This is a genomic window from Maribacter litopenaei (assembly GCF_025244665.1).
Taxonomy (GTDB): Bacteria; Bacteroidota; Bacteroidia; order Flavobacteriales; family Flavobacteriaceae; genus Maribacter; species Maribacter litopenaei.
Genome location: NZ_CP104205.1, coordinates 1,726,882 through 1,751,271, shown reverse-complemented (window position 1 = coordinate 1,751,271; position 24,390 = coordinate 1,726,882). Strand labels below are relative to the sequence as shown.

At 36.8% G+C, this 24,390-nt stretch carries 33 protein-coding genes and 1 pseudogene; 24 read left to right on the top strand and 10 right to left on the bottom strand.

Translation table 11 applies throughout. The features are described 5' to 3' along the window. Window positions 1–114 precede the first annotated feature (114 nt). The 7 genes from porD to NYZ99_RS09315 form a co-directional block, all read right to left on the bottom strand. Window positions 115–1,005, bottom strand: coding sequence for a type IX secretion system protein PorD (gene porD, locus NYZ99_RS09340; RefSeq protein WP_260575016.1), 891 nt, complete (start codon window positions 1,003–1,005; stop codon window positions 115–117). Further along, window positions 998–2,203, bottom strand: a complete 1,206-nt coding sequence (coaBC, locus tag NYZ99_RS09335) for a bifunctional phosphopantothenoylcysteine decarboxylase/phosphopantothenate--cysteine ligase CoaBC (RefSeq protein WP_260575015.1) — start codon at window positions 2,201–2,203, stop codon at window positions 998–1,000. Before coaBC ends, porD begins: the two co-directional genes overlap by 8 nt. 5 nt (window positions 2,204–2,208) lie before the next feature. Then, window positions 2,209–2,541, bottom strand: a complete 333-nt coding sequence (locus tag NYZ99_RS09330) for a DNA-directed RNA polymerase subunit omega (RefSeq protein ID WP_420845209.1) — start codon at window positions 2,539–2,541, stop codon at window positions 2,209–2,211. 12 nt (window positions 2,542–2,553) lie between these two features. After that, the gene (locus tag NYZ99_RS21695; protein WP_338039410.1) at window positions 2,554–3,036 is read right to left on the bottom strand and encodes an outer membrane protein assembly factor BamD; all 483 of its coding nucleotides are present in this window, start codon (window positions 3,034–3,036) and stop codon (window positions 2,554–2,556) included. After that, entirely contained in the window at window positions 2,990–3,376 is a 387-nt protein-coding gene (locus NYZ99_RS21690; RefSeq protein ID WP_338039409.1) for an outer membrane protein assembly factor BamD, read from the bottom strand. The genes NYZ99_RS21695 and NYZ99_RS21690 overlap by 47 nt, the downstream gene beginning before the upstream one ends. Window positions 3,377–3,498: 122 nt before the next feature. Next, complete coding sequence (gene dapA, locus NYZ99_RS09320) at window positions 3,499–4,389, bottom strand: 4-hydroxy-tetrahydrodipicolinate synthase (protein ID WP_260575013.1); 891 nt, start codon at window positions 4,387–4,389, stop codon at window positions 3,499–3,501. Window positions 4,390–4,392: 3 nt separating this feature from the next. Continuing rightward, a complete protein-coding gene (locus tag NYZ99_RS09315) occupies window positions 4,393–4,926 on the bottom strand; it encodes a DUF6913 domain-containing protein (protein WP_260575012.1) in 534 nt (177 codons plus the stop codon). Between the two features lie 45 nt (window positions 4,927–4,971). Here NYZ99_RS09315 and NYZ99_RS09310 point away from each other — a divergent pair, with 45 nt between their 5' ends. The 3 genes and pseudogenes from NYZ99_RS09310 (at window position 4,972) to NYZ99_RS09300 (ending at window position 7,130) form a co-directional block, all read left to right on the top strand. Beyond that, window positions 4,972–5,757 carry a 5'-nucleotidase C-terminal domain-containing protein gene (locus NYZ99_RS09310; RefSeq protein ID WP_260575011.1) on the top strand — a complete coding sequence of 262 codons (786 nt, stop codon included), beginning with the start codon at window positions 4,972–4,974 and terminating at the stop codon, window positions 5,755–5,757. Between the two features lie 2 nt (window positions 5,758–5,759). Further along, window positions 5,760–6,664, top strand: a pseudogene (locus NYZ99_RS09305) (bifunctional metallophosphatase/5'-nucleotidase). Window positions 6,665–6,671: 7 nt separating this feature from the next. Beyond that, window positions 6,672–7,130, top strand: coding sequence for a GNAT family N-acetyltransferase (locus tag NYZ99_RS09300; protein ID WP_260575010.1), 459 nt, complete (start codon window positions 6,672–6,674; stop codon window positions 7,128–7,130). A gap of 34 nt (window positions 7,131–7,164) precedes the next feature. On the opposite strand, the gene NYZ99_RS09295 is transcribed toward NYZ99_RS09300, so the two are convergent. After that, complete coding sequence (locus NYZ99_RS09295) at window positions 7,165–8,232, bottom strand: tyrosine-type recombinase/integrase (RefSeq protein WP_260575009.1); 1,068 nt, start codon at window positions 8,230–8,232, stop codon at window positions 7,165–7,167. Window positions 8,233–8,383: 151 nt separating this feature from the next. Further along, on the bottom strand, window positions 8,384–8,737 hold the full coding sequence (locus NYZ99_RS09290) for a hypothetical protein (protein WP_260575008.1): 354 nt from the start codon (window positions 8,735–8,737) through the stop codon (window positions 8,384–8,386). A gap of 145 nt (window positions 8,738–8,882) precedes the next feature. On the opposite strand from NYZ99_RS09290, the gene NYZ99_RS09285 reads away from it, so the two are divergent. Beyond that, window positions 8,883–9,338 (top strand): hypothetical protein, encoded by a 456-nt coding sequence (locus NYZ99_RS09285; protein ID WP_260575002.1) that lies wholly within the window; start codon window positions 8,883–8,885, stop codon window positions 9,336–9,338. 150 nt (window positions 9,339–9,488) lie between these two features. Here NYZ99_RS09285 and NYZ99_RS09280 read toward each other — a convergent pair whose 3' ends face one another. Further along, window positions 9,489–9,896 (bottom strand): winged helix-turn-helix transcriptional regulator, encoded by a 408-nt coding sequence (locus NYZ99_RS09280; RefSeq protein WP_260575007.1) that lies wholly within the window; start codon window positions 9,894–9,896, stop codon window positions 9,489–9,491. A 94-nt stretch (window positions 9,897–9,990) separates the two neighbouring features. Between NYZ99_RS09280 and NYZ99_RS09275 the strand changes: the two genes are divergently transcribed. The 20 genes from NYZ99_RS09275 to NYZ99_RS09180 all read left to right on the top strand — a co-directional run bounded on the left by NYZ99_RS09275 (window position 9,991) and on the right by NYZ99_RS09180 (window position 24,390). Then, entirely contained in the window at window positions 9,991–10,374 is a 384-nt protein-coding gene (locus tag NYZ99_RS09275) for a nuclear transport factor 2 family protein (protein WP_260575006.1), read from the top strand. 73 nt (window positions 10,375–10,447) lie between these two features. Further along, window positions 10,448–10,708 (top strand): TfoX/Sxy family protein, encoded by a 261-nt coding sequence (locus tag NYZ99_RS09270; protein WP_260575005.1) that lies wholly within the window; start codon window positions 10,448–10,450, stop codon window positions 10,706–10,708. A gap of 155 nt (window positions 10,709–10,863) precedes the next feature. Further along, window positions 10,864–11,340, top strand: coding sequence for a hypothetical protein (locus NYZ99_RS09265; protein ID WP_260575004.1), 477 nt, complete (start codon window positions 10,864–10,866; stop codon window positions 11,338–11,340). A gap of 28 nt (window positions 11,341–11,368) precedes the next feature. Beyond that, entirely contained in the window at window positions 11,369–11,851 is a 483-nt protein-coding gene (locus tag NYZ99_RS09260) for a hypothetical protein (RefSeq protein ID WP_260575003.1), read from the top strand. Between the two features lie 595 nt (window positions 11,852–12,446). After that, window positions 12,447–12,902 carry a hypothetical protein gene (locus NYZ99_RS09255; protein ID WP_260575002.1) on the top strand — a complete coding sequence of 152 codons (456 nt, stop codon included), beginning with the start codon at window positions 12,447–12,449 and terminating at the stop codon, window positions 12,900–12,902. A gap of 283 nt (window positions 12,903–13,185) precedes the next feature. Beyond that, on the top strand, window positions 13,186–13,560 hold the full coding sequence (locus NYZ99_RS09250) for an ArsR/SmtB family transcription factor (RefSeq protein ID WP_260575001.1): 375 nt from the start codon (window positions 13,186–13,188) through the stop codon (window positions 13,558–13,560). After that, on the top strand, window positions 13,557–14,150 hold the full coding sequence (gene merTP / locus NYZ99_RS09245; protein WP_260575000.1) for a mercuric transport protein MerTP: 594 nt from the start codon (window positions 13,557–13,559) through the stop codon (window positions 14,148–14,150). Before NYZ99_RS09250 ends, merTP begins: the two co-directional genes overlap by 4 nt. A gap of 5 nt (window positions 14,151–14,155) precedes the next feature. Then, the gene (locus NYZ99_RS09240) at window positions 14,156–14,362 is read left to right on the top strand and encodes a GDCCVxC domain-containing (seleno)protein (protein ID WP_260574999.1); all 207 of its coding nucleotides are present in this window, start codon (window positions 14,156–14,158) and stop codon (window positions 14,360–14,362) included. Window positions 14,363–14,367: 5 nt separating this feature from the next. Beyond that, a complete protein-coding gene (locus tag NYZ99_RS09235; protein WP_260574998.1) occupies window positions 14,368–15,162 on the top strand; it encodes a cation efflux transmembrane domain-containing protein in 795 nt (264 codons plus the stop codon). A 618-nt stretch (window positions 15,163–15,780) separates the two neighbouring features. After that, on the top strand, window positions 15,781–16,245 hold the full coding sequence (locus NYZ99_RS09230; RefSeq protein ID WP_260574997.1) for a hypothetical protein: 465 nt from the start codon (window positions 15,781–15,783) through the stop codon (window positions 16,243–16,245). Window positions 16,246–16,404: 159 nt separating this feature from the next. Beyond that, window positions 16,405–17,055 carry a hypothetical protein gene (locus NYZ99_RS09225; protein WP_260574996.1) on the top strand — a complete coding sequence of 217 codons (651 nt, stop codon included), beginning with the start codon at window positions 16,405–16,407 and terminating at the stop codon, window positions 17,053–17,055. 252 nt (window positions 17,056–17,307) lie between these two features. Continuing rightward, window positions 17,308–17,859, top strand: coding sequence for a hypothetical protein (locus NYZ99_RS09220; protein ID WP_260574995.1), 552 nt, complete (start codon window positions 17,308–17,310; stop codon window positions 17,857–17,859). A 153-nt stretch (window positions 17,860–18,012) separates the two neighbouring features. Next, on the top strand, window positions 18,013–18,696 hold the full coding sequence (locus NYZ99_RS09215; protein ID WP_260574994.1) for a nucleoside/nucleotide kinase family protein: 684 nt from the start codon (window positions 18,013–18,015) through the stop codon (window positions 18,694–18,696). A 412-nt stretch (window positions 18,697–19,108) separates the two neighbouring features. Next, on the top strand, window positions 19,109–19,336 hold the full coding sequence (locus NYZ99_RS09210; protein ID WP_260574993.1) for a hypothetical protein: 228 nt from the start codon (window positions 19,109–19,111) through the stop codon (window positions 19,334–19,336). A gap of 142 nt (window positions 19,337–19,478) precedes the next feature. Next, the gene (locus NYZ99_RS09205; protein ID WP_260574992.1) at window positions 19,479–20,261 is read left to right on the top strand and encodes a hypothetical protein; all 783 of its coding nucleotides are present in this window, start codon (window positions 19,479–19,481) and stop codon (window positions 20,259–20,261) included. Between the two features lie 797 nt (window positions 20,262–21,058). Beyond that, window positions 21,059–21,571: a hypothetical protein gene (locus NYZ99_RS09200; protein ID WP_260574991.1), complete on the top strand. Its 513-nt coding sequence runs from the start codon at window positions 21,059–21,061 to the stop codon at window positions 21,569–21,571. A 169-nt stretch (window positions 21,572–21,740) separates the two neighbouring features. After that, complete coding sequence (locus NYZ99_RS09195) at window positions 21,741–22,421, top strand: alkylmercury lyase family protein (RefSeq protein WP_260574990.1); 681 nt, start codon at window positions 21,741–21,743, stop codon at window positions 22,419–22,421. Between the two features lie 528 nt (window positions 22,422–22,949). Next, complete coding sequence (locus tag NYZ99_RS09190) at window positions 22,950–23,285, top strand: gamma-glutamylcyclotransferase family protein (RefSeq protein ID WP_260574989.1); 336 nt, start codon at window positions 22,950–22,952, stop codon at window positions 23,283–23,285. A gap of 76 nt (window positions 23,286–23,361) precedes the next feature. Beyond that, complete coding sequence (locus NYZ99_RS09185; RefSeq protein ID WP_260574988.1) at window positions 23,362–23,595, top strand: thioredoxin family protein; 234 nt, start codon at window positions 23,362–23,364, stop codon at window positions 23,593–23,595. A 69-nt stretch (window positions 23,596–23,664) separates the two neighbouring features. Then, window positions 23,665–24,390 (top strand): hypothetical protein, encoded by a 726-nt coding sequence (locus tag NYZ99_RS09180; RefSeq protein ID WP_260574987.1) that lies wholly within the window; start codon window positions 23,665–23,667, stop codon window positions 24,388–24,390.

Below are 24,390 nucleotides of genomic sequence, written 5' to 3'. Positions count from 1 at the left end.
ATCATTGAAATTTAGAAAACCAAAGGTAATCTATTTCAAGTATCAAGTTCAAGCTCCAGTAGAAATACGAATGAAAAATTCAGTAGAATGGAAAAAATGAATGATCCAAAAGAATCAATACTTAATATCATTCCAAGTACTTGAATACAAAGGTGCAATTTTATTGAGAGTCTCCTTTAATTTAACGATATCCACTTTAGGATCATCGGAGAAAATATTCTGGATTTCTTCTGATTTGGCATCGAAAAAGGTTTGAATCAAAAAGGCATTTGGTCTTCTATTGATCATAGTTTCAAACAATTTCATAGTACCTGCGATTATTTGCTTGCCGGTACTATTGTTATCCGCCAAAATATCCAACCCTTTTCTATGGTAATTATACATTGCAACTCTGTATTCCTTATAGGTGTTGGAAAGAAGATTATCGACCAATTCAAATCTACTACGATCTGAAGTTTGTGTCCAGCCACTATAATTACTGCCCTGTGCCTGTGTCACTATGCTTTGTGCCTTTCTATAGAAATCCGTTCCACCTTCCAAGGCGAAGGTATCCGCATCTAGCCCTAAAATCACGTACACATAATAGGCAACAACGGCCACTAAGTTCGATTCGAATACATTTTCATTAAAAACCAGGGGTTGAAACTCTATATACTGAAAATTCAACTGATTGTCCTTGTAATTAAACACCGGACTTTCATAGGAAGTGTTGAAAACGGGACGCGAAGATTGTATCTGAATGTTGCCGCTAAAACGATCGGACTCATAATCCGTTATGGTTATGAACATCTGCGCATTGACCCGTTCATTCTCCTTATATACCCTATTGGTCCATTTGTTCTTGTTGACAAAATCACTCAAAGAACGCTCCAAAGTCCTAAAAATCTGCTGGTTCGTTTGGGAAACCTGATCTGAATTGATAGTAACCGTACAGTTCAATTCTTGCGCTTGGATCGAAATAAAACTAAGTGAAACTACTATTAGGAACGATAAAAACTTACGCATGGAGTCTTTTGACGATTTCATTAAGGATATCCTTGGCGACGGCCGCCTTGGTTTTTAGTTCAAACGTTTGTATATCCAAATTGGTATCTATAAAGCTAATTTTATTGGTATTTCCTCCAAATCCGGCACCTTGATCGTTCATTGAGTTCAGTACAATGGCATCCAAATTCTTACGCTTAAGTTTCCCCTTGGCATTCTCAAGCTCATTTTCTGTTTCTAGCGCAAAACCGACCAAAAATTGCGATGTTTTGTCTTGTCCAAAGGAATAAAGAATATCCTTGTTTTTCACCAGATCGATTTGCAATTCGGCATCCGACTTTTTAATTTTTTGCGCTGCCTTCACTTTGGGTTTATAATCCGCAACTGCTGCGGCACAGATAACAATATGAGAGTCGAGATAGTGGGCATGGGCTTTTTCATACATTTCGTCCGCGGATACCACCCTGATCAACTGCACTGAATCATTTTGTACTTCATATTTTGAAGGCCCCGAAACCAAAACAACAAGGGCTCCTAATTCAGAAGCTGCCCTTGCCAATTCAAAGCCCATTAATCCGGATGAATGGTTCCCAATAAATCTTACGGGATCTATGGCCTCATAGGTAGGTCCGGCCGTAATCAGGACCTTTTTGTTTTTCAGGGGTAGTCCTTCAGACAAATAATTACTTATAAATTCTAAGATAGCTTCGGGTTCCGCCATCCTTCCTTCACCGTGTAAACCACTGGCCAATTCACCTGAAGTTGCCGGTATCATAATGTTCCCAAAGGATATAAGGGTGTCGAAAGATTTTTTGGTTGAAGGATGTCGGTACATGTCCAAATCCATCGCAGGGGCAAAAAAGACTGGACACTTGGCGGAAAGATAACACGCCAACAAGAGATTGTCCGAAGTTCCGTGGGCCATTTTTGAAAGGGTATTGGCCGTGGCCGGAGCAATTACCATGATATCTGCCCAAAGTCCCAGTGCTACATGATTGTTCCAATCAATGGTATTGTTTTCTGTCTTTACGAAATTGGATACCACCGGATTTTTAGAAAGTGTGGCCAACGTAAGCGGCGAAACAAAAGAACTGGCGCTCTCGGTAAGAACAATCTTAACGTTAGCGCCAGCTTTTATCAGTAAACGAACAAGAAATGTTGTTTTATAAGCGGCAATCCCTCCGGTAATGCCTAAAAGGATGTTCTTGCCGGTCAACATATACCTTATACGTCTTTCTCGGTATTTCTATGGTAAATTTTATCGTGCAACCACTCCTCTACTGCCAAAGCATGTGGTTTAGGAAGTTTTTCGTAAAACTTGGAAACTTCAATTTGTTCCTTGTTCTCAAAAACTTCTTCCAAGCTATCGCTATAGGTAGCAAACTCCTCCAATTTTTCCAACAACTCCTTTTTAATTTCGGAATTGATCTGCACGGCACGCTTGGCCGCAATGGAAATCGCCTCATAAATGTTATTGGTAGGGGCATCAAATTCATTTCTGTTGATGGTTACCGTTGAAACAGGTGCCTTGGAACTTTTTAAATCGTTCATGTTCATAATGAAAGCTATTTATTTTGATTCTTCTGTATTGAATTTTTGTGATTCTTTATTGATCTTATCTAGCAAATTAGCAGATTCCTTTTCGTATTTAGTATTTGGATATTGCTTTTTAAGGGTGTTATAAGCTTCCCTAGCTTCCGCCAATCTTTCCTCCTGTAAGCTTTCAAAACTGTTCATCGCCGGATGTGTCAATGCGTCCGCCTTTACAAAATAGGCATCTTCCCGATATACGGATCCCGGAAAATCAGAGATAAAGTTTTCACTGGCGGCAATGGCGGATTTTAACATGTCATAATTGAACTCTCCCAGCTTGTTATACTGCTTTAAAATCTCAAACGCCTTTTTCTCCTTTTTTGTTGTAAGCTCCTGCGCCATGGCATTGGCTTCCTCAAAATATTCAGATTCTGAATAGGTATTGATGAAGTTCTGCAATTTTAGCAAGGCCTTATCCGTGTCTGTCTCGGTCCAGGGAATATCTAGGGGACAATTCATAGTAGCTTTTAGCTCCTATAAAAGAGGCTTCGGCCAATTTATCACTTTTAGGGTAGGACTTAATGAAACGCTCGAACTGATACCCTGCCATATTATAATCGCCGCGCTCAAAATAGCTGTCCGCCAAAAAGAACATTACTCTTTCCCCTTGTGGCTTGCCCACGTATTTAGGCGCTATCTGTTCGAACAGACGATTGGCACGTTTATAGTCCTCTTCGTTATACAATTTTTCAGCCATATCATATTTGGCCTTAACATCATCTTTCTTAAGTACTTTTTGATACTCGCTACATGATTGAAAAACAACCAACAAGACTCCTAAAACAAAAAATTGCCTCATTTTAAAAAACATTTTGCAAAATTAATGATTATCAACGGATTTAAAAAACATTTTTACACCGTCGAAAATAGGTGCATTGCGAGTTAACTCCAGCTCATTTGGGATGGATTTAACACATTAGTTTATGCGGGAATTTTGGTGAGGGACGCAATAAAGTTGGCAATCTTGTTCTTTAGACCAGGAGTGGCCTCCAACAAAGGGAGTCTAACCGATGCCCGGCACATGCCCAAGATCTCAAAAATTGCTTTGATGCCTGCTGGATTTCCCTCCTCAAAAATAAGGCCCATACCTTCCTGAAGTAGATAGTGCAACTCGTAGGCCTCCTCATTTTTACCGTCCATACCCAAACCTACCATCTGTGAAAATGCCGATGGTAATCCTTGGCCAATAACGGAAATAACTCCCTCTCCACCGGCCAATATGGTGGGCAAAGCGGTAATATCGTCGCCTGAAAGTACCGGAAATCCTTTTGGTCTATGGTCTATCAATTCCATTACCTGGATCATATTTCCGCATGCTTCCTTAATGGCTACGATATTCTCAAAATCCCGGGCCAAACGTAACGTGGTACTTGGTAGCATATTACTTCCGGTCCTGCCCGGTACGTTATATAGGATAATGGGCAGCGGAGAAGCTTCCGAAATCACCTTGAAATGTTGGTAAATCCCTTCTTGGGTGGGTCTGTTGTAATAGGGAGAAACGGACAGAATGGCATCAAACTGGGAAAGATTCATGGTGTGCAATTCCTCTACGATAGCCATTGTATTGTTGCCCCCAATCCCGATGACCAAAGGTAGCCTGCCCTCATTCGCCTCCACTATGGTATCTACCACCAATTGCTTCTCGCTTTTGGTAAGTGTTACAGATTCTGCAGTGGTGCCCAAAGCCACCAAATAGTCCACACCGCCATCAATGTTAAAGGAGACAATTTCTGCCAAAGCCTCCACATCTACCAGCCCATCAGCCGTAAACGGGGTAATCAATGCTACTCCTGTTCCCTTCAACTTTTCCATAACTTATATTTCTTTAAAAACGCCTAAATACTTTTTCAATTCATTTTTGAACGTTTTAAAATCGGACAGGGGGGTTTGCAATATCAGGTCATTGTAGTCCGGGCCCACAGCTCCAAAACCTACTTTGATCCTCGCCTTGGTTTTAATGGACATTAAGTTTAGCAGCAGGTTGTTCTCGTCGTAATAGTTTACCAACAAATCGTATTCCCTACTCAAAAACTCCAATGCATAGCTGTTTTGGATCTCACCGTTCCATCCCAAATCCTTATCGGAAAATATAGGAGTGGAATACGGTGAATTTTTATCATAATAACTCTTGTAGCCTATAATTTTGACCGCATTGGGCCTTAAGGAGAAATCATCCAAAAATTGATAGAACACATCAGACTTATCGAACTTGTCCAAATCCACAATACAACCCAAAGAACTTATTCCCTTTTTCCGGGTGCTTACATACCCGGGTTTTTCCAGTTCCTGCTTAATAAATTTAAGTCCGGATTTCTGTTTAAACTTGTCCTTAATTCCTTTTAAAAACATGTATTTTTACATTTCTACAAATGTAAATAATATCCGTTCAACTGTATGACGAAGTTAAAACACTTTGGTTATTTAAAAATAAAACATTTTGTTATATTTTTAACAACACTTCTGTTTGTATCCTGTCGGCAGAACCTGAAAACGCTGTCCAAAATAGAGGGAAAACAAGTAGAAATTGACAGTACCTATGGGGTTACAGATTCCATAGCGGAGTTTATCCTCCCCTATCACAAACGTGTGGAAGAAGTATTGGACAGTACCTTGGCCTATGCTTCTTGGGACATCACCAAAACCGATGGCACCTACAACACTAGCGCAGGCAATCTGATGGCCGATATCATACTGGAACAAGCGGCGCCTATTTTTAAAAGCCGGACCGGCACGGACCTTGATTTTGTCCTATTGAACCATGGCGGGATCCGTTCCAGTATTTCAGAAGGGAAGGTCTCCGCACGTACGGCCTTTGAGGTAATGCCCTTTGAGAACAATATTTCCATTGTGGAACTAAAAGGCACATCTGTCAAAGAGATGTTGTCCTACCTAATACAATCCAAAAGGGCGCATCCCGTTGCGGGCATTCAATTGGTTTTGAACACCGATGATAGTATCAAATCCCTAACCATTAAGGGTGAACCATTTGATGAGAACAAAAACTATTATGTAGCCACTTCCGACTATTTGGTCTCGGGTGGTGACGATATGGTTTTTTTTAAGGATGCCCTGGAGGTGACGGATATCGATTATAAGATCCGTAGCGCCATGATAGATTTTTTTACCAAGGTAGACACGCTTTCCCCGAAGGTCGATTTGAGATATTACAAGGTACAGTAGCTATGAAAAGAAGACAATTTGTTAAAAATGGGGTTATTAGCTCCGCTTTTGTATCAACAGGTGGACTGACCTTAAGTTCTTGTTCCGGTCAGAAAAAGCATTTGACCATTCTACATACCAACGATGTTCACAGCCATATCGACGCTTTCCCCCAAGACTATGCCGACTTTCCAGGATTGGGAGGTTTGGCACGTAGAGCGGCGTTGGTGCACAAAATAAGGGAGGAAAACCCCAACACCCTGCTACTGGACGCTGGGGATATTTTTCAGGGTACCCCCTATTTTAATTTTTACGGCGGGGAATTGGAATTTAAGCTGATGAGCAAGCTCAAATACGATGCCGCCACCATTGGCAACCATGATTTTGACAATGGTATTGACGGACTCTTGGCCCAACTGCCCTATGCCAGTTTTGATTTCCTCATTGCCAACTACGATTTTTCCAATACCGTCATGGACGGATTCACCCGACCCTACAATACTTATACTAAAGACGGTATTAAAGTAGGGGTTTATGGGCTAGGCATAAAATTGGCCGGCTTGGTGACACAAAAACTGTATAACGAGACCCAATATCTAGACCCCTACGAAATCGCTACCGATATGGAAACCCGTTTAAAAGAAACCGAAAAATGCGATTTAATTATTTGTTTGTCCCATTTGGGATACAGCTATGAGAATGAAAATAGGCGAGATGACCTGACCCTTGGAAAAAGAACCAAGCATACCGATTTAATTATCGGTGGGCATACCCACACCTTTTTGGAACGGCCCACCATTGTGACCAACGCCAACGGCCGTGATATTCGGTGAACCAGGTAGGCTGTTTTGGGGTGAACTTGGGCAGGATCGATTTTTATTTTGAGGGCAATGGGCCTACAACAAACGGGTACACAATTTCAGTATAGTAAAACGATGAAGGAAGCATTACTAAGAACGGATTCAAGCAATGAGGCCTTTCAAGGATTGGTAAAATTATTGGACGCCGATTTAGCCGAGCGCGATGGGGAAGACACTATCTTTTATTCCCAGTTTAATGGCATCTCACAATTAAAACACTGTATTGTCTATTCTGAGGACGGGGTTTGCTTGGGCTGTGGCGCCTTTAAGCATTTTGACGACCAAAGTGTGGAAGTAAAACGGATGTATGTGAACCCGGATAAACGAGGAAAGGGTATCGCCTCTAAGGTCTTGGTCGCCCTGGAAACTTGGGCACAGGAATTAGGGTATACGTACTGCGTTCTTGAAACCGGCCTACGCCAACCGGAGGCCATTGCACTTTATAAAAAGAACGGGTATGATGTTACTGCAAATTACCCGCCTTATGAGGGGGTGGAGAATAGTGTTTGCTTTAAAAAACGACTGGTTCCATAACAGTATCCTTTGATATTTGACAAATACATCGGCCTTAAAGGGAATCCAATGGGCTTTGGATGTTAGATAGGCTTCTCGGGGTCACTTTTGTGTAGATCCGGGTGGTCTTTATGGAGTTGTGACCCAAAAGTTCTTGAATAAAACGCATATCTGCCCCACTTTCCAATAAATGGGTGGCATAGCTATGTCTAAGCCCATGTATGCCAATTCTTTTAGTTACGCCCGCTTTGTTCATCGCCGTTTTAAAAATGTTTTGAACGCTCACCTTCGCATATTGGCCGCCATACTGACCTTCCAACAAATAGTCTTGGGGCCTGTAATCCAAATAATACCTGCGCAATAAGGGCACTATGCTTGTTGGCAACGGCACGTACCTGTCCTTTTTACCTTTTGCCCCCCTAATGTGCACCACCATGCGGTCACTGTCTATATCCTCGACCTTAAGGTTCACCACTTCAGATACCCTTAAACCCATACCATAACTTAGTTGTAAGGCCACCAAATGTTTTATGTTGCGGGTAACTTCAAAAATACGCTTTACCTCATTTTTGCTAAGTGTTTTGGGGAGCTGTTGCGGTTTTTTAGGTGCGGGAATATCAAAAAACATTCTAGGACGATGCAATACCTGTTCAAAATAAAATTTTATAGCATTTATTTTTCCATTGAGTTTACGCTCTGCCATACCTTCCTTCTGTACGCAGTAGAGAAAATAGTCCTTTAAGCGCTTGGGTGTGAGTTCTTCTATGGGATAAGCCTTTAACAACCTTAATAGGTGGTAAAGTTCTCCTAAATACTGCCGAACGGTATTTTGACTGTACCCCTTCAACTGCAACTGTTCGTGCATGTGTATATAGGCCTCTCTGTTTACAGGGTTAATTTTTGCCAATTTACCGTCTACCTCAGATTTTTCTATTAGGTTCAATGCCCTGCGGATGCTTGGAAGATCGGGCAGGTACCAACTTTTTTTGGTCCGGCTCCACTTTGCCGAAGGGAATCTTCGCCGCATGTCATCCTTTAACTTTTGACTGTACTCAAATTGAATTAAAATGACCCCTTGGCCTCTGTGGGTGGTATAACTGAATTTATATTTAGATAAGTCCACTTAGGTATTTTGTATATAATTACCATAAAGATATATTTTTTATATACATATTACCTAACACTATTACAATTTAGACTACCTCATTTTTCTTGACTAGGAAAAGAATTTTAGTAGATTTAGCGTTATAACCAAAACTACATCTATTTAGGTGTTATGTGGCATTAGTCAAAACGCTATTTTTACCTGTGCCTATATATTTCATTTCGGTTAAGTCGCTAATTATGTTTTGTTTTTGTTCAACTGCTTGCATAAGTGTTTTTTGCGATTTAAACATACCGTATCTTGTGTAAACCCTAAAACGCCTATTTGCTTTGTCTAATGTTATTCCGCTAGGTATTAGATAAGGGTGTTCAGAGTAAAATTCAGAATCTTTATTTCTAGCCATTTCAATAGCTTTTTTTAATTCTGTAAAGTGTCCTATTTGGGTATTTTCTTTATCAATAGGGTTTACAAAATATACTACGTAAGTGTTTTGCGATTTTCTTTTGTGTATTCGAGTAGCCATATTTATAACGCCACATAACAACGTATATAAAACATTGCTTTAGTGGTCTTTTTTTAAGTTAATTTATAATTCAATTTTTTGTGTTTATCTATTAAGTTTCGGTCTCCAACGTTTCATATACAAACCGTTAGGCAACATTTGAAAAATGAGTAACGCAATCAAATTCGGAATACTAAATTCAATTATCGGACTTATACTCGGAATTTATATTGCGTATTCTGCAATTGGAAACGGTTACTGGATTTTAGCAATTGGAGCACCAATTTCAGCTTTCGTCTGCGGATTTTATTTTTGGAAACTCATTTTTAAAAAATCGACTGAAAACAGAAACGGAAAACTAATTTTAATCGGACTTTTGACTGGAACGGTTTCACATTATTTATGTTGGATTTTGCTGAATATCGGAATGAATATTTGTTATTGGACTACTGGAAATTGTACTGGTTCTTTAGACGACCCACCAGCTCAAATATGGGAAATGCTGATTTACGGAATTGCAATGACTGGAATAAGTTTGTTATTTTATGGCTGGATAACAATTCCAAGTTCAATCGGAATTGGATTTTTAGTTGACCGAATAAATAAAAAAAACGTTGCCTAACAACGGCTATAGTTCATTGCTTCTGACTTTCCTCTCGGAAAGTCCTCGCAAATTTGCTATCTTCGGTTTACGGCGGAAAATCCTCGCGGATTTTCACGCAACGAAACCATAGCCAAGACCGTTAGCCACAATACGCAAAAAATGAACGGACTAACCAAATTCTTCAGTTAGTTTATCAAGATAATCGGAAATGACTTTTGACTTATCTACTTGGATTTTTTTGCCAATTTCCCTTCTCGGACAGTTTTCATTGTACTTTGCACCCCAATCCATAATTTCAATGACAATCGGAAGTAAGTCAATACCTTTTTTAGTCAAACTGTAAACAAATTTTGACTTGTTATCAGGCGATACGCTTTTGGAAAGAATATTCTCGGACTCAAGAATATTCAATCGATTGACGAGAATATTTGTCGCAATTTTTTCTTCCGATTTTAAAAATTCGCTGTAAGACAACTTTCCACGGAGCATTATATCTCTGATTATCAACAAAGACCATTTATCACCAAAAACGTCCAATGAACAACTGATTGGACAGTCCGACCTATTTTTTTTCATTCCACAAAAATAATAAAGCACTTGCAATTTACAATACCTTTTGTACATTTGCAGAACTTGCAAAATGCAATAACTTAAATTAAAGATTTGAAAAATGACAAATTCTACGACTACAAAAGAGCTATTGGAAACCTATTACAAAGGCTTTGCAAAAAAGCAAGGTTGGGAATCCGTAATCTCGGACGATTTTGAATTCAGAGCCGACAATATGGAAAAGGACGATATAAACAAAGGAAAAGAAACCTATGTTAACATTATCGCTCGCTTTTCGAGGCTTTACCAAAACGTACGAATAAAAAGAATGATAATTGATGGCAACAATGCAAGTGTTATTGCCAATTACGACTACATTTTCCCAAATGGAAAGCATATTTACGGAGATGTTGCTGAATTTTGGACTGCAAAGCACGGTAAACTGACTTCACTGCATATCTATTTCGATACGCTTACGTTTGACAAAAACACACCGAAAAAATAATGGCATACAGCGAAAACATTGCTCAAAGAATTAGAAATTCACTCGAACATTTGGCTAATGTTGAGGAAAAAAAATGTTCGGCAGTTTGGCTTTTATGGTCAACGGGAAAATGTGTTTGACTGCTGGATCAAAAAGAATGATGTGCCGAATTGACCCTAAATTGCACGAACAAGAAGTCAAAAAAATAGGATGTTCAACTGTTGTGATGAGAGGACGGAATTACAAAGGTTACATACACGTCCAAGAAGAAAACTTGAAACAAGAAAATGACTTTGAACATTGGATTGAACTTGCATTGGACTTTAACGAACAACTGACCTCGAAAGGAAAATAAAAAGTACTGTGGCTAACAACGTATATAAAAAATAGCGGATTAAGTGCTTAAATCAAAGTGATTTCCGTAAATTTATGGTCAGTACAAAACCGAAAAGTCCGTGAGCAAAACCCGCTACTTTTCATATACAAAACCGTTGCCTGTAATTAAACGAAATGGATATTACAATTGGAGAATTAGATAAAAAATTGACTTCGGACATTTTTACAGAGAATGACCCAAAACAATATTTAGAAAGAGAAGAAACATTAAAAAAATTCATCAATGTATGTTTCAATCATTCAATCCAATTAGTTGAAATGCCACACAAAGAGTCAGAAAAAATTTCCTTTTACAAAGAACAAAGAATTAAAAGGAGTTTAAAACGGCTTTCGGATTACGTAGGTTATTTGGCTCATCAATTGGATAAAGAAAAAATCGTAAACCATTTTAAAAATCAAGGGATAATTCCAATTAGTAATCTTGATATAGACACGTCATTTATAATTGCAAATTCATATTATGGCAGTATTAAATACGACCTGTTTTGGATTGATAACTTAAGATATTATGATGCATTAAATATTGCTACAAACAATTTTAAAATTGAGGATTTATCAAGTTATTTACCGAGACTCTTATTCTCAATTTAAAAACACAATTCTTCCATATTTTAAAAAATTGGAACTGCTAAAAAATTTCAAAGGAACACTTCTTGAAATTTGTAAAACGTATGAAATTAAATCGTACAGAGCTTGTAATTTATTAATACTAACATCTATTGAGGGAATAGTTAGAACTTTAGGACAATATTTAATTGACAAACAAAACCTTGAAATTGATTTAAATCAAGAATTTAATTCATTAGACAGTTATTTGCGTAAAATTTCCTGGAAACCAGATTATGAAATAAGCGATACGAAATACAAATTATTGACCGGAGATTGGGACTTTAAACGTGACAACATTGACCCATTAAAAAATATTAACATTAATCTAAAACAGCGATTGGACTTTTTACGGAGACGTTTTAAAGAAGACCGAGATATGATATTGCACGGACTGGAAAGTGATTATGGAAAAGAATGGCATTTATTTGTAAACTTTTCAGCTTTAGAACAAGTCTATGAAACTTTTGAATACTATATGAAAAAATATAAATAACTACAGGCAACAACGGCTATAGTTCATTGCTTCTGACTTTCCTCTCGGAAAGTCCTCGCAAATTTGCTATCTTCGGTTTACGGCGGAAAATCCTCGCGGATTTTCACGCAACGAAACCATAGCCAAACACGTTATACTTCATGCTTCTTGTTCACTGTGAATCATGGTAAGCAATTCTTATTTTTTTAAAATGATACCATTGGCCCCAAAAGTTTTCTCCCACTCTTGCTCCGAAAATAACCCTAAATGGTCTTGAATTAGTTTGTTGAATAATTCACTCAAACGCGAACTATAACCCTGAAAAACAAACTGAAAATTCTCTTATATTCCGAATTCACTCTTGCTCCGAGCAAAACGTACATTGTAATTCGATCAACAATCGAGTTTGATTACTCTGTCCCGCAAGACGTAATCAAAGACGCTGACGCAAATACCTCAATAGAAAGAGCACGAAGTATAACAACGTATAACACAAATAGCGCTACGAGTTAATTAACTTAAATAAGTTTCCTGCAAAATGCGTAAATTGTTTCCGAAAAACAATGACAAATCACGCTACTTGCGTTATACAAACTCGTTAGGCAACATTTGAAAAATGAGTAACGCAATCAAATTCGGAATACTAAATTCAATTATCGGACTTATACTCGGAATTTATATTGCGTATTCTGCAATTGGAAACGGTTACTGGATTTTAGCAATTGGAGCACCAATTTCAGCTTTCGTCTGCGGATTTTATTTTTGGAAACTCATTTTTAAAAAATCGACTGAAAACAGAAACGGAAAACTAATTTTAATCGGACTTTTGACTGGAACGGTTTCACATTATTTATGTTGGATTTTGCTGAATATCGGAATGAATATTTGTTATTGGACTACTGGAAATTGTACTGGTTCTTTAGACGACCCACCAGCTCAAATATGGGAAATGCTGATTTACGGAATTGCAATGACTGGAATAAGTTTGTTATTTTATGGCTGGATAACAATTCCAAGTTCAATCGGAATTGGATTTTTAGTTGACCGAATAAATAAAAAAAACGTTGCCTAACAACGGCTATAGTTCATTGCTTCTGACTTTCCTCTCGGAAAGTCCTCGCAAATTTGCTATCTTCGGTTTACGGCGGAAAATCCTCGCGGATTTTCACGCAACGAAACCATAGCCAAGACCGTTATGCCCAATTAAAAAAAAAGCCAACCGCACAAATAGCACATTTGGTTTTTGCCGACACGAAAGCCAATACAAAAAAACCAAAAGAGCTATTTTCTTCGAACGCTTGAAAATTATGTATTTAAGTATTTGCTTAAATAACAAATAACCGTAACTTTGTTTTATGGATAATAACTCTTGCATAAGACAACAAGCCGATATTGAACAAATAAATCGTTGCAAAGACACAGTTTCGGAATTAAACGAATCCTTCGACTATTTAGCAAACGGACTTTCATTAGTCGGAAATAGCATTCGACTGAAAATTCTTTACCTGCTATTTGAAGAAAAAAGACTTTGCGTTTGTGATTTGAGCGATATTCTCGGAATGAATATTTCTGCTATTTCTCAACATTTGAGAAAAATGAAAGACCGAAATCTATTGGAAACCGATAGAGAAGCCCAAACGATTTTTTATTCACTCACGGCTGAATACGAAAAAATGCTAAATCCATTCTTTGAGATACTTGATAAAAACAAAATTTTAGAAACGATATGAAAAGTGAAAACAAATTAATTGGTGCAGGTTTGTTAACTGCAATTACAGCTTCTTTATGCTGTATTACACCAGTTTTGGCTTTAATTGCAGGAACAAGCGGAATTGCTTCAACATTTTCTTGGATAGAACCTTTTAGACCTTATTTAATCGGACTTACAATTTTAGTTCTTGGTTTTGCTTGGTATCAAAAACTAAAACCTCAAAAAGAAATTGACTGCGAATGTGAAACGGACGAGAAACCAAAATTTATACAATCAAAGAAATTTTTAGGAATTGTAACTGTATTTGCAATTGTGATGTTGGCTTTCCCATACTATTCAGGAATTTTTTATCCAAATACAGAAAAGCAAGTAATCGTAGTTGACAAATCGGACATTAAAACAACGGAATTTAAAATCAGCGGAATGACTTGTGCGAGTTGCGAAGAACATGTCAATCACGAAGTAAATAAACTCAATGGAATTGTAAACTCAAAAGCGTCTTACGAAAATGGAAACGCAATCATTGAATTTGATAGAATCAAAACCAGTGAAACGGAAATTGAGAAAGCAATTAATTCAACGGGTTATAAAGTAACCGACAAAAAATAAAATTAATGGAAACTATATTAAAGTCTGAAATCACTTGTCCAAACTGCGGACATAAAAAAGTGGAAGATATGCCAACAAACGCTTGTCAATTTTTCTACGAATGCGAAAATTGTAAGCAGGTTTTAAAGCCAAAAGAGGGAGATTGTTGTGTTTATTGTTCATATGGTACTGTGCCTTGTCCACCAATTCAAGAAAATAAAAGTTGCTGTTAATAGATATGCAAAAAACAATCTTTGAAATAACCAAAATGGATTGTCCTTCAGAGGAAAATTTAATCCGAATGAAACTGGACGAAATTTCAAGTATTGCAAATTTGGACTTTGATATTCCAAACCGAAAATTGACCGTTTTTCACAGCGGAGAAACCGACCAAATCGAAAAGTCCGTTATCGAACTAAATTTAGGCGGGAAGAAAATTTCGACCGAACAGACCAACCAAACGGCATTTAATGAAAATGCAAACCAAAAAAAGCTACTTTGGTCTGTACTTGCTATCAATTTTGCCTTTTTCCTTATCGAAATGACAACAGGAATAATCTCAAAATCAATGGGACTTGTTGCTGATAGTTTAGATATGCTTGCCGACAGTTTCGTCTACGGAATTAGCTTGTTTGCGGTTGGAGGAACGTTGATTAAGAAAAAACGGATTGCAAAACTTGCTGGGTATTTTCAAATAACACTTGCGATTATTGGATTTGTGGAAGTTTTAAGGAGATTTTTCGGAGACGAGAAACTTCCCGACTTTTCAACTATGATTATTGTTTCGATTTTTGCACTTATCGCAAATGGAATTTGCCTTTACATTTTGCAAAAGTCAAAGAGTAAAGAAGAGGCTCATATGAAAGCGAGTATGATTTTTACCTCAAATGATGTTATCATAAATTTGGGAGTTATAATCGCTGGACTTTTGGTAAATTGGTTGAACTCAAGCAAACCTGACTTAATTATTGGAACAATTGTTTTTGGTTTGGTAATTCAAGGAGCATTTAGGATTTTAAAATTGAGCAAGTAACTGAATAGCCAACGCTTAAAGCCATACACATTTACAATTCGCACAAGCCAACACGCAAGCCTGAAATTGTAAAAGAGTATGTCTTTGCCAACGCTAAAAACAGAACGTGAAAAATAAAAAAAAGGGCATAACAATGTATATAAAAAATAGGCGAAACAGCAGTAAAATCAAGGCTTTTTACTCATATAAAGCTTGTGCTTAACCGAAAGTTTCGTGCTTCGAAATCGCCTACTTTTCATATACTAACCGATGATGTCGAATACGCCTGCGGCGTACTTTTGTCGCATTGCTGGCGCAATTACCGCACCAAAAGCCAGTCGACATCATCGCCGCGCTATGCCAGATTACATTGGCCGTAGGATAAGGGACCTCTTTGCAAATACCGCCGCTACGGCTTATCTACTCGACATATCAGGACGCTATATGTAATCTGGTCGACAAATTTAATTCCCAATACCGTGAAAACCACGATAGACGGCCACAATGTGGCCTTATCGATGAACGATGACACGGTTCACAATACCCCAAACCCGTCAGTTAACCGTATCATCGTTGATGGTTTTCACTATATTTCCATAAAATTCGCCGGACTTCACATAGCGCGGCGTTACCAACAATATGAAAAAAACAGCTTTTATTCTAATTGTCATATTCTTAAGTATTTCTACTTCCTGTAATGATGAAAAAATAACAGAATTGAATACTCGAATAGCTGAATTAGAAACCGAAAATCAAAAACTAACCGATTCCATTTCCGGTATACAATATTTTAGAGTTTTAAATTCAAAGGTTTTTGGTTCGGCAAACCGACCGACTTTTCAAGCTGGAAAAGAAAACAAAGTGACTTTTGAGTTCTATAATACGGAAAAGATACGAGAATATAATGTTTATCAACTTTCGGCAGATGGCAAACGAGAAAAGTTAATTCATAATGGACTGACCGAAAATGGATTCGAATATAGTTTTGTACCGAGAAAAAAAGGATTATACAAAATTAATCTTTTGACAGTGTTTGATACTGGGAATACGCAATTTGGAGAAATAGAAATTCCCGCGCATATGACCCTAAATATAACTGAATAGAATAAATACTGTTGGTAACACAGTGTATAATTAATTGCGGTCGGATTTCCCAAATTGGAAATCCTTGCAATTAACTATCTTTAAGGTCAGGCGGACATTTTCCGTTGGAAAAGTCCGCAACTAATCATACACGGATCGTTAGGCAACATATGTGATTACATGAATAAAAAGCAAAAGAGATATTTTAAACTAATAGCCAAAGCAATCCAAGAATATGGGGAAGAAAATCATGTTGTTGCGGTACCTGGGTTTATGTCAAAACAGTTTAGCACCTATTGCTCAATTCGAGAGGATTTAAGACTAATGCTGGAATATATTAAGATTCTTAAAACAAATCCTGCCAACCATTACATTAAGTCTTCCTTGACCTACGCCTTGATAGCTTTATATGGTAAGTGTTTTACTGATTCGACAAAAACCAAAAGACCAAAGTTAGAACCAAATCAAGTGTTTAGTAAAAAAAAGAAGAATAGAAAAATTCATGAATACTTGATTTCGTTGAGGCATGATTTTATAGCTCATCGGGGAAACACATTAGGGGAAATTGGAATAGCTTTTTTAGCCATTCCAAAAGGTGACAATGGTCAGTCTCAAATTAGGTATAGACAGTCCAAAATAATTTCATTTAATGACAAAAAACTCGAAAAAACGGAATCTCTTGTTAAATTTTTAATTAAGGAAGTTGAAAGCAAAATACAAAAATGTGGTCAAAGAGCATATAATGGGTTTTTTAACACTTTTTCAGAGAAAGAAATGGCAGTAATGATTATGAATAACTTAAAAATACCAGGTGCCGAGAGTAACAAATAAAGAATTTAGCCTGCATAGTCAATCTAAACCATTTTAAATAAAATTATAGACAATTTGCTGCGAAGTTATGAGACAACTTAATATTGCTGAATTAGAATCCAAAACACATGATTATTTTTTGGATGTCGAATACGCTCAGCACAATGATGTTAAAACTAGGTTGACACAGCTGATGAATTTTTTAATTAGTCAGGACATTTCTAGACGAGTTCGGAAAGAATAACCGAGGAATATTCTGATTTATATCATCAATTGGAACCATTAAATGACCAATCTCCTGAAAGAACCAAACGTGATATTATTGACAGTTTAATTACACCAGATTTACAAGGTGCTTTTGGGTACTTTCTGATAAATAAAAAATTTAAAGAACAGCGAAAAGTTTCTGCACATTACATTGATTTGTCATGGAAATGGTACAGCAGAGGACATAATTATCATGAACAGCAGGACGGTTTCAATTTCTACTTCTTGAAACCATTTAAAGAACTATTTGATTGGTATCTATCTGAAAGCCAAACTAAAAGTGAATCAGATTATTTTTCTTACAAAAGTCAAGACGCCGTGTTTGAAAAATTAAATAACCTTGAGAAAATGCTAATTAAACAAGGATTTGGACAGGAGATAATTTTCAATGAAATTGAGGAACTAAAGGATTTGACTAAAAAACTGAATAAAAAGAATTGGAGTGAAATCATTAAAGGCAAGTTTGTGGACTTAGCCTTAGGGGGTATTTTAACAAGAGAAGCAGCAGTTAAAGCAATTGAATTTCTTACCGGTACGGAACTGAATTTATTGAAGTAAATACGTTGCCTAACACGGTGTATAATTAATTGCGGGGGGATTTCCCAAAATGGAAATCCTTTGCAATCAATTATCTTTAAAGTCGGGCGGACATTTTCCGTTGGAAAAGTCCGCAACTAATCATACACAATCCGTTGGCAGTAATATAGAACAATGAGCGAAAAAGAAACATTTGAACTTATAACAAACAGAATTTTATCCATTCAAAAAGACAAAAGAAAACCAGTCCGAATTGCAATAAACGGAATTGAAGGAACTGGGAAAACTGTAATGGCTGAAAAACTAACTGAATATCTAAATTCAAAAAATATAAGAGCAATCCAAGTTTCTATAGATGGATTTCATTTTAACAAAGAAGTAAGATATAAGCAAGGTCGTGATTCTGCGAAAGGATATTATGAAGATTCCTATGACGAAATAGCATTTGTGGAAAAAGTACTAAAATCTTCTCAATCAGAATTTCCAAATTACACAAGTGCCACGCATGATTTAGAAACGGACGAATATTTAAATTTAGAACCAATAGAACTAGAGAATAATACGGTTTTAATAACAGATGGTGCATATCTGTTTAAACCAAATTATAGAACTCATTGGGATTTGAAAATTTATCTAAAAACAAGTTTTGAAATTGCAATGAAAAGAGGTATTGAAAGAGATAAAAACTCTCTCGGAGGAATTGACTTAACAAAAGAAAAATACGAAAAACGTTATCATAAATCTTCGAGAATGTATTTAAACGAAAACGAGCCTGAAAAAATTGCTGATATTATAATTGACAACTCTGATTTTAACAATCTGAAAATAATAAAAAATACTACTGCCAACAATGTATAACCGCAATTACGGCGGATTCGACTACGTCCGAATCCACTCGGAATTGCTAACGTCTGTGCTTAACCGAAAAATTTGCGTACTTTAACCCGTAACTGACGGTTATACGAGACCGTTCTAAGCAATTTGAATAATACAGATATCATATACCAAACAAAACCTAAACTTAGTACCCTTGGAATTCTCATTTCAATTCTTATCGCATTAGTAACTGTATTTACATCGGACTCTTTGACTGTGAAATTATTCATGGGAGGTATTTTTTTGCTGGTTTTCGTTCTAATAATACTGAGAGTATATTTTGCCAATGGAATCATAATTAGAAACAGCCACATTGAATTGATTAAAAGAAATCTCATCGGAAAGGTTTGGAAAGAAAATATCCAATTCGAAGAGATAAAAAAAATAGGTTGGAGTGACGGTAGAGTTAAGTGGGACAGCAGGGCTATCTATCTCGGACATGAAAAGAAAAAGAAAAATTAAAGTTTTAATCGATAAAGGCCCTTTCCAATTTGGTCATGTCCTTAGGTTCCTTTCGGAAAAAGGAATTGATATTGAATTATTCCATTCTGACCATGAATTACGACTTTTCATTGACGGAAAAATAAAGGAATTTCCAATGAGTAATGAAAAAACTGCTTAGAACATTGGCTATAATTTATAGCTGCAATTCGTTAACTTGAAACCTACAAACAATCAACGGCTGGATTTGCCACGGCTGGAAATCTTACGATTTCCAACGCCGCTACAAATCATAGCCGAGACCGTTGTGTGTAATCTGAAAAATGACTAATCCATATAAAAAATACCTTGACCTCTTTTTTGAAAAACTACTTTATTATCGACATATAAGTGGACGCATCGATAAAGTATTTAGGAAAGAAATTGAGGTATATAGTTCGGATAAAGCAATAATGCATTTTGCCTCTGCCCTAGTCATCAGCGATTGGAGTGGCCCAACCGATAATGGTTGGGAATTGAATTTTCATACAGGGATTTTTGCCGAAACTACGAAAGAGAATTACGAGACAGAAATTAAAAATATATCATCAAGACAAAGATGTCTTCTTTACGCTCAATCTTATGAATCATTTGAAAGATTTTTGAAAGATTGTCTTTTTGACAAACTCGAACGAGATAATGAAATCAAAGAATATGTAATTTCTTTACTTCCCAAAAATCAAAATTCAATTATATCAAGAAAAACAATGCCTGGTGGTGATAAATTATTCAATGTATTAAAAAAAGTTGGCGGAAAAACATTTAAAAAATTTAGTATCAGCAACAATCTTGATGTAAAATTTAAGGAATTATGGACAATCTTATCAGAAGTAAGACACGCAATAACTCATAATGAATCTACCATTGAATTAAACAAAATAAATAAATCCGACCATCATTTCGCTATATTCAATTATCTGTTTAACTCTAAAAAACTATCTGATAATGAATTATTAATTGATTTAGACTTTAAGAAGTTTGAGAAACTAATCAAAAGATTTTCGGAATTTGCTTTTCAAGTGTTTAAGATTATAAGTATTGAAGAAGAGTTAGAATGGAAAAAATAAGACTACACACAACAATGTATAACCGCAATTACGGCGGATTCGACTACGTCCGAATCCACTCGGAATTGCTAACGTCGGTGCTTAACCGAAAATCATTAACTTTAAATCCGTAACTGACGGTTATACGAGACCGTTGGCAATAATGTCGGAAATGCACAAAGGAATCATAATTATAGTTTATTTAATTGCCTTCCCAATATTTGGACAGAATATGGATTTACCCAAAGATTTAACTGAATTTCTAAAAGCAAAATCGGAATTGATTTACGACCATAAAACTGTGGAACCGAGACTTTGTCGGAATTATTGACTTTGACAAATTGGAACTCGGAAAAGTATGGATTGAGGGAAATGTTAGCGGAAAATCTTATTACGAAATTCCTGCAATCAATTTGACTGACCAATGCGAACATTATGACCCGAATATATCCTACTCTACTTGCCGAATGAAAAACTGTACGGAACTTGGGATTCTGACCATTGGAAACTTTATGTTTTTCCGAATACTAATTGGACTGACATCACTAAAAACCCAGCAGAATTTATAAACCAACAGTGGAATCCGAAAAAAGAAATCGGAATCGAGTTTGACCCAAAAACGAATTATAAAATGATAAATGGATGGCCATTTTGACCGAAAATAAAAACACTATTGCCAACAACGTGTATAATTCATTACGGCGGAATTTCCTATCGGAAATTCCATTTGTGTTCGCTATCTTTCGGTCTACGTCGGAATGACACTCGCGTGCCATTCCGTAACGAAATCATACACAAAACCGTTGGCAACTATTTGAATGAAATACGAAACTGTTTACGAGGTTACAAGTGAAAATCTGTTGGATATGACTCATATTGTACCTATCATTTTAGCAGTTGGTGGAATTTATACTTTTTTAAATGCCTTCAAGAAGAATAAAAAAGAAGACAAGAATACGAAGGACTATTTCTCTTTAATTCTAGGATTGACAATGGGAATAGTCTTCACAGTAAGTTCTTTTGTTAGAATTTCCAATTCGATAGAAAAATTTGACAAAATAAAACGGTCATATCGGAATAATGAATATGAAGTTGTGGAAGGAAAAATAGAGAATTTTGACCCTATGCCATATTCAGGGCATAAACAGGAAAGTTTTACAGTATCTGGAATAGCATTCGACTACTCAGATTATTACGGTAACTATTACGGATTTCATAATACAGCTTCTCACGGTGGTGCGATAACCAAAAATGGACAAGAAGTCCGAATTGGCTACATTACTGAAAATTATGGACAAAACGTAATTCTGAAAGTCGAACTAAAAAAATGAAAACAGTTGCCAGCACAGTGTATAATTAATTGCGGTCGGAAATTCAACAAGTGAATTTCCTGCAATCAATTATCTTTATTACCAGGCGGACATTTTCCGTTTGAAAAGTCCGCAACTAATCATACACGAACCGTTGTGTGCAATTTAAACAGAACGTTAAGAAAACTAAATGATTACAAATTCAAATCTTCATTACTCAATAATAAAAGGAATAATTGACAACGGATTTGCACCGAGTGTCGAGGAACTTGCAAATTCTTTAAATTCCGACAAAAATGAAGTCATTAAAGGATTAAAAGACTTACAAGACTATCACGGAGTTGTCCTTCATCCAAACGAGCCAAAAATTTGGGTAATCCATCCATTTTCTTTGGCACCGACAAATTTTTACTTAAAAACAAAAAACGGAGAATGGTGGGGAAATTGTGCTTGGTGTTCACTCGGAGTTGCTGCACTTCTAAAAGATGACGTAAAAATAACGACAACTATCGGAGCGGAAACCGAACAAATAGAAATCAATATTGTAAACGGAGAAATTCAAGAAAAAAACTATTTTATCCATTTCCCAATTCCAATGAAAAATGCTTGGGACAATGTGATTTACACTTGTAGCAATATGCTGATATTTGAAAACGAAAAACAAATTGACCAGTGGACAAAAAAACATAACATTCCGAAAGGAGATATTCAGCCGATTGAGAAAATTTGGAACTTCTCAAAAAAATGGTACGGAAATCACTTAAATCCAAAATGGACAAAATGGACAATCGAAGAAGCCAAAGAAATGTTCAGAGAATTTGAATTGAATGACAGAATATGGAAATTGGACGATTCAAACGAAAGATTTTAATGATAAAAAAACTGCACACAACATTGGCTATAAACAATTGGGGCGAAAGTGATAAAACGAAACAATAAACACAAAACAAAGGTCGGTGCTAAACCGAAAAGTTAGGACAAAAAATCCCCAACTGTTCATAGCCGAGACCGATGATGTCGAATACGCCTGCGGCGTACTTTTGTCGCATTGCTGGCGCAATTACCGCACCAAAAGCCAGTCGACATCATCGCCGCGCTATGCCAGATTACATTGGCCGTAGGATAAGGGACCTCTTTGCAAATACCGCCGCTACGGCTTATCTACTCGACATATCAGGACGCTATATGTAATCTGGTCGACAAATTTAATTCCCAATACCGTGAAAACCACGATAGACGGCCACAATGTGGCCTTATCGATGAACGATGACACGGTTCACAATACCCCAAACCCGTCAGTTAACCGTATCATCGTTGATGGTTTTCACTATATTTCCATAAAATTCGCCGGACTTCACATAGCGCGGCGTTAGCCACAAGCTTGAAACACATCCCGCAAATGAAAGAACTCTTGTTTTCCTATGGAACTTTACAACTCGAAAAAGTACAAGTTGAATCATTTGGACGAAAGCTAAACGGAACAGACGAAATACTTTTTGGATATAAATTAGAACAGCTTCAAATTACAGACAGTAGTGTTCTTGAGAAAAGTGAACAAGAGCTTCATCCAATCGCTTTGCCAAGTAATGACCCAAACGACAGAGTAAAAGGCACTCTTTACGAAATTTCTACCGAAGAATTAAATCAAGCAGATACATACGAAGTGTCTGATTATAAAAGAATTAAAACCACTTTCGATTCTGGAAAGCAAGGTTGGGTTTACATAAAATCTTAAATTTGATTTGAATTGTTAGGAATCCTTACTATATTTGCGGAGCAATAATGCAATAACATTTTAAATCATTCAGAAAATGAGTAAATCAATTTTTTATCACGCAGGTTGTCCAGTATGTGTAAGTGCAGAACAGGACATCGTAAATTTAATCGGAGCGAAAAATGTGGAAGTCGTACACATTGGGGAAGACCGTTCTAGAATCGCAGAGGCTGAAAAAGCAGGCGTAAAGTCTGTTCCAGCATTGGTAACAGCTAATGGACATACATTGCACATCAACTTTGGTGCATCAATGGAGGACGTGAAAGGTTAATTTTTTATTCATTGTAGTTAGGATTCCTAATATAAAAATGGAATCCTAACTTCTAAAAATCTTAAAAATATGAAATCAATAGTATTATTACTTTCAGCAACTATGCTTTTAAGCACAACAAAATCGTGTGCACAGGAAAGCTCGTACAAAAATGATGACTTCGCCATAAAGGAAGTTCGCGTAAGCAATAAATCTGACTTGGGAATAACCGTTTGGGAAATTGATGTAAAAGGAATGGCAGGAAAAACCACGCCTACAAAAGCAGGACAATTGGATGGAGCGCCTGTTTTGGGATATGTATTTCCTACCAGCTTAAAACCAACCGATGTAGGATTTGGGGAAACAGATGGAATTGTTGCACTTGCGCTCACCTCACATCCTGACTTTGACGACACACCGCTTTGGGATGAGAACAACGATAGGATTTTTGACAACGATGGGCTTGTTTGGCATCCACATTGGGTAGTGTTGACCAAAGATGAAAGAGTTGCAGTTGGTCTTTCCGTGAAGCAATTCAAAAAAGCTGACAAAATGGTCGTGTTACCACCAACAAATCCAGGAATGCCAATGTATATGGACTCACCAGGATTTCCTGTAACCACGATTCGAAATACCATAAAGGTTATCATTCCAAATTACAGAATGAACAATCAATCAGATTTCAATTATGATGGTGTTACAGCATTTATGAAAGTGAACACGAGCAATGAGAATTTGCCAATGTTAGGCGTTTACGAAGTGTATAGCGTAGCAAGTGGCGATTTATCATTGCCCTACACGGTAAAAAAACAATAG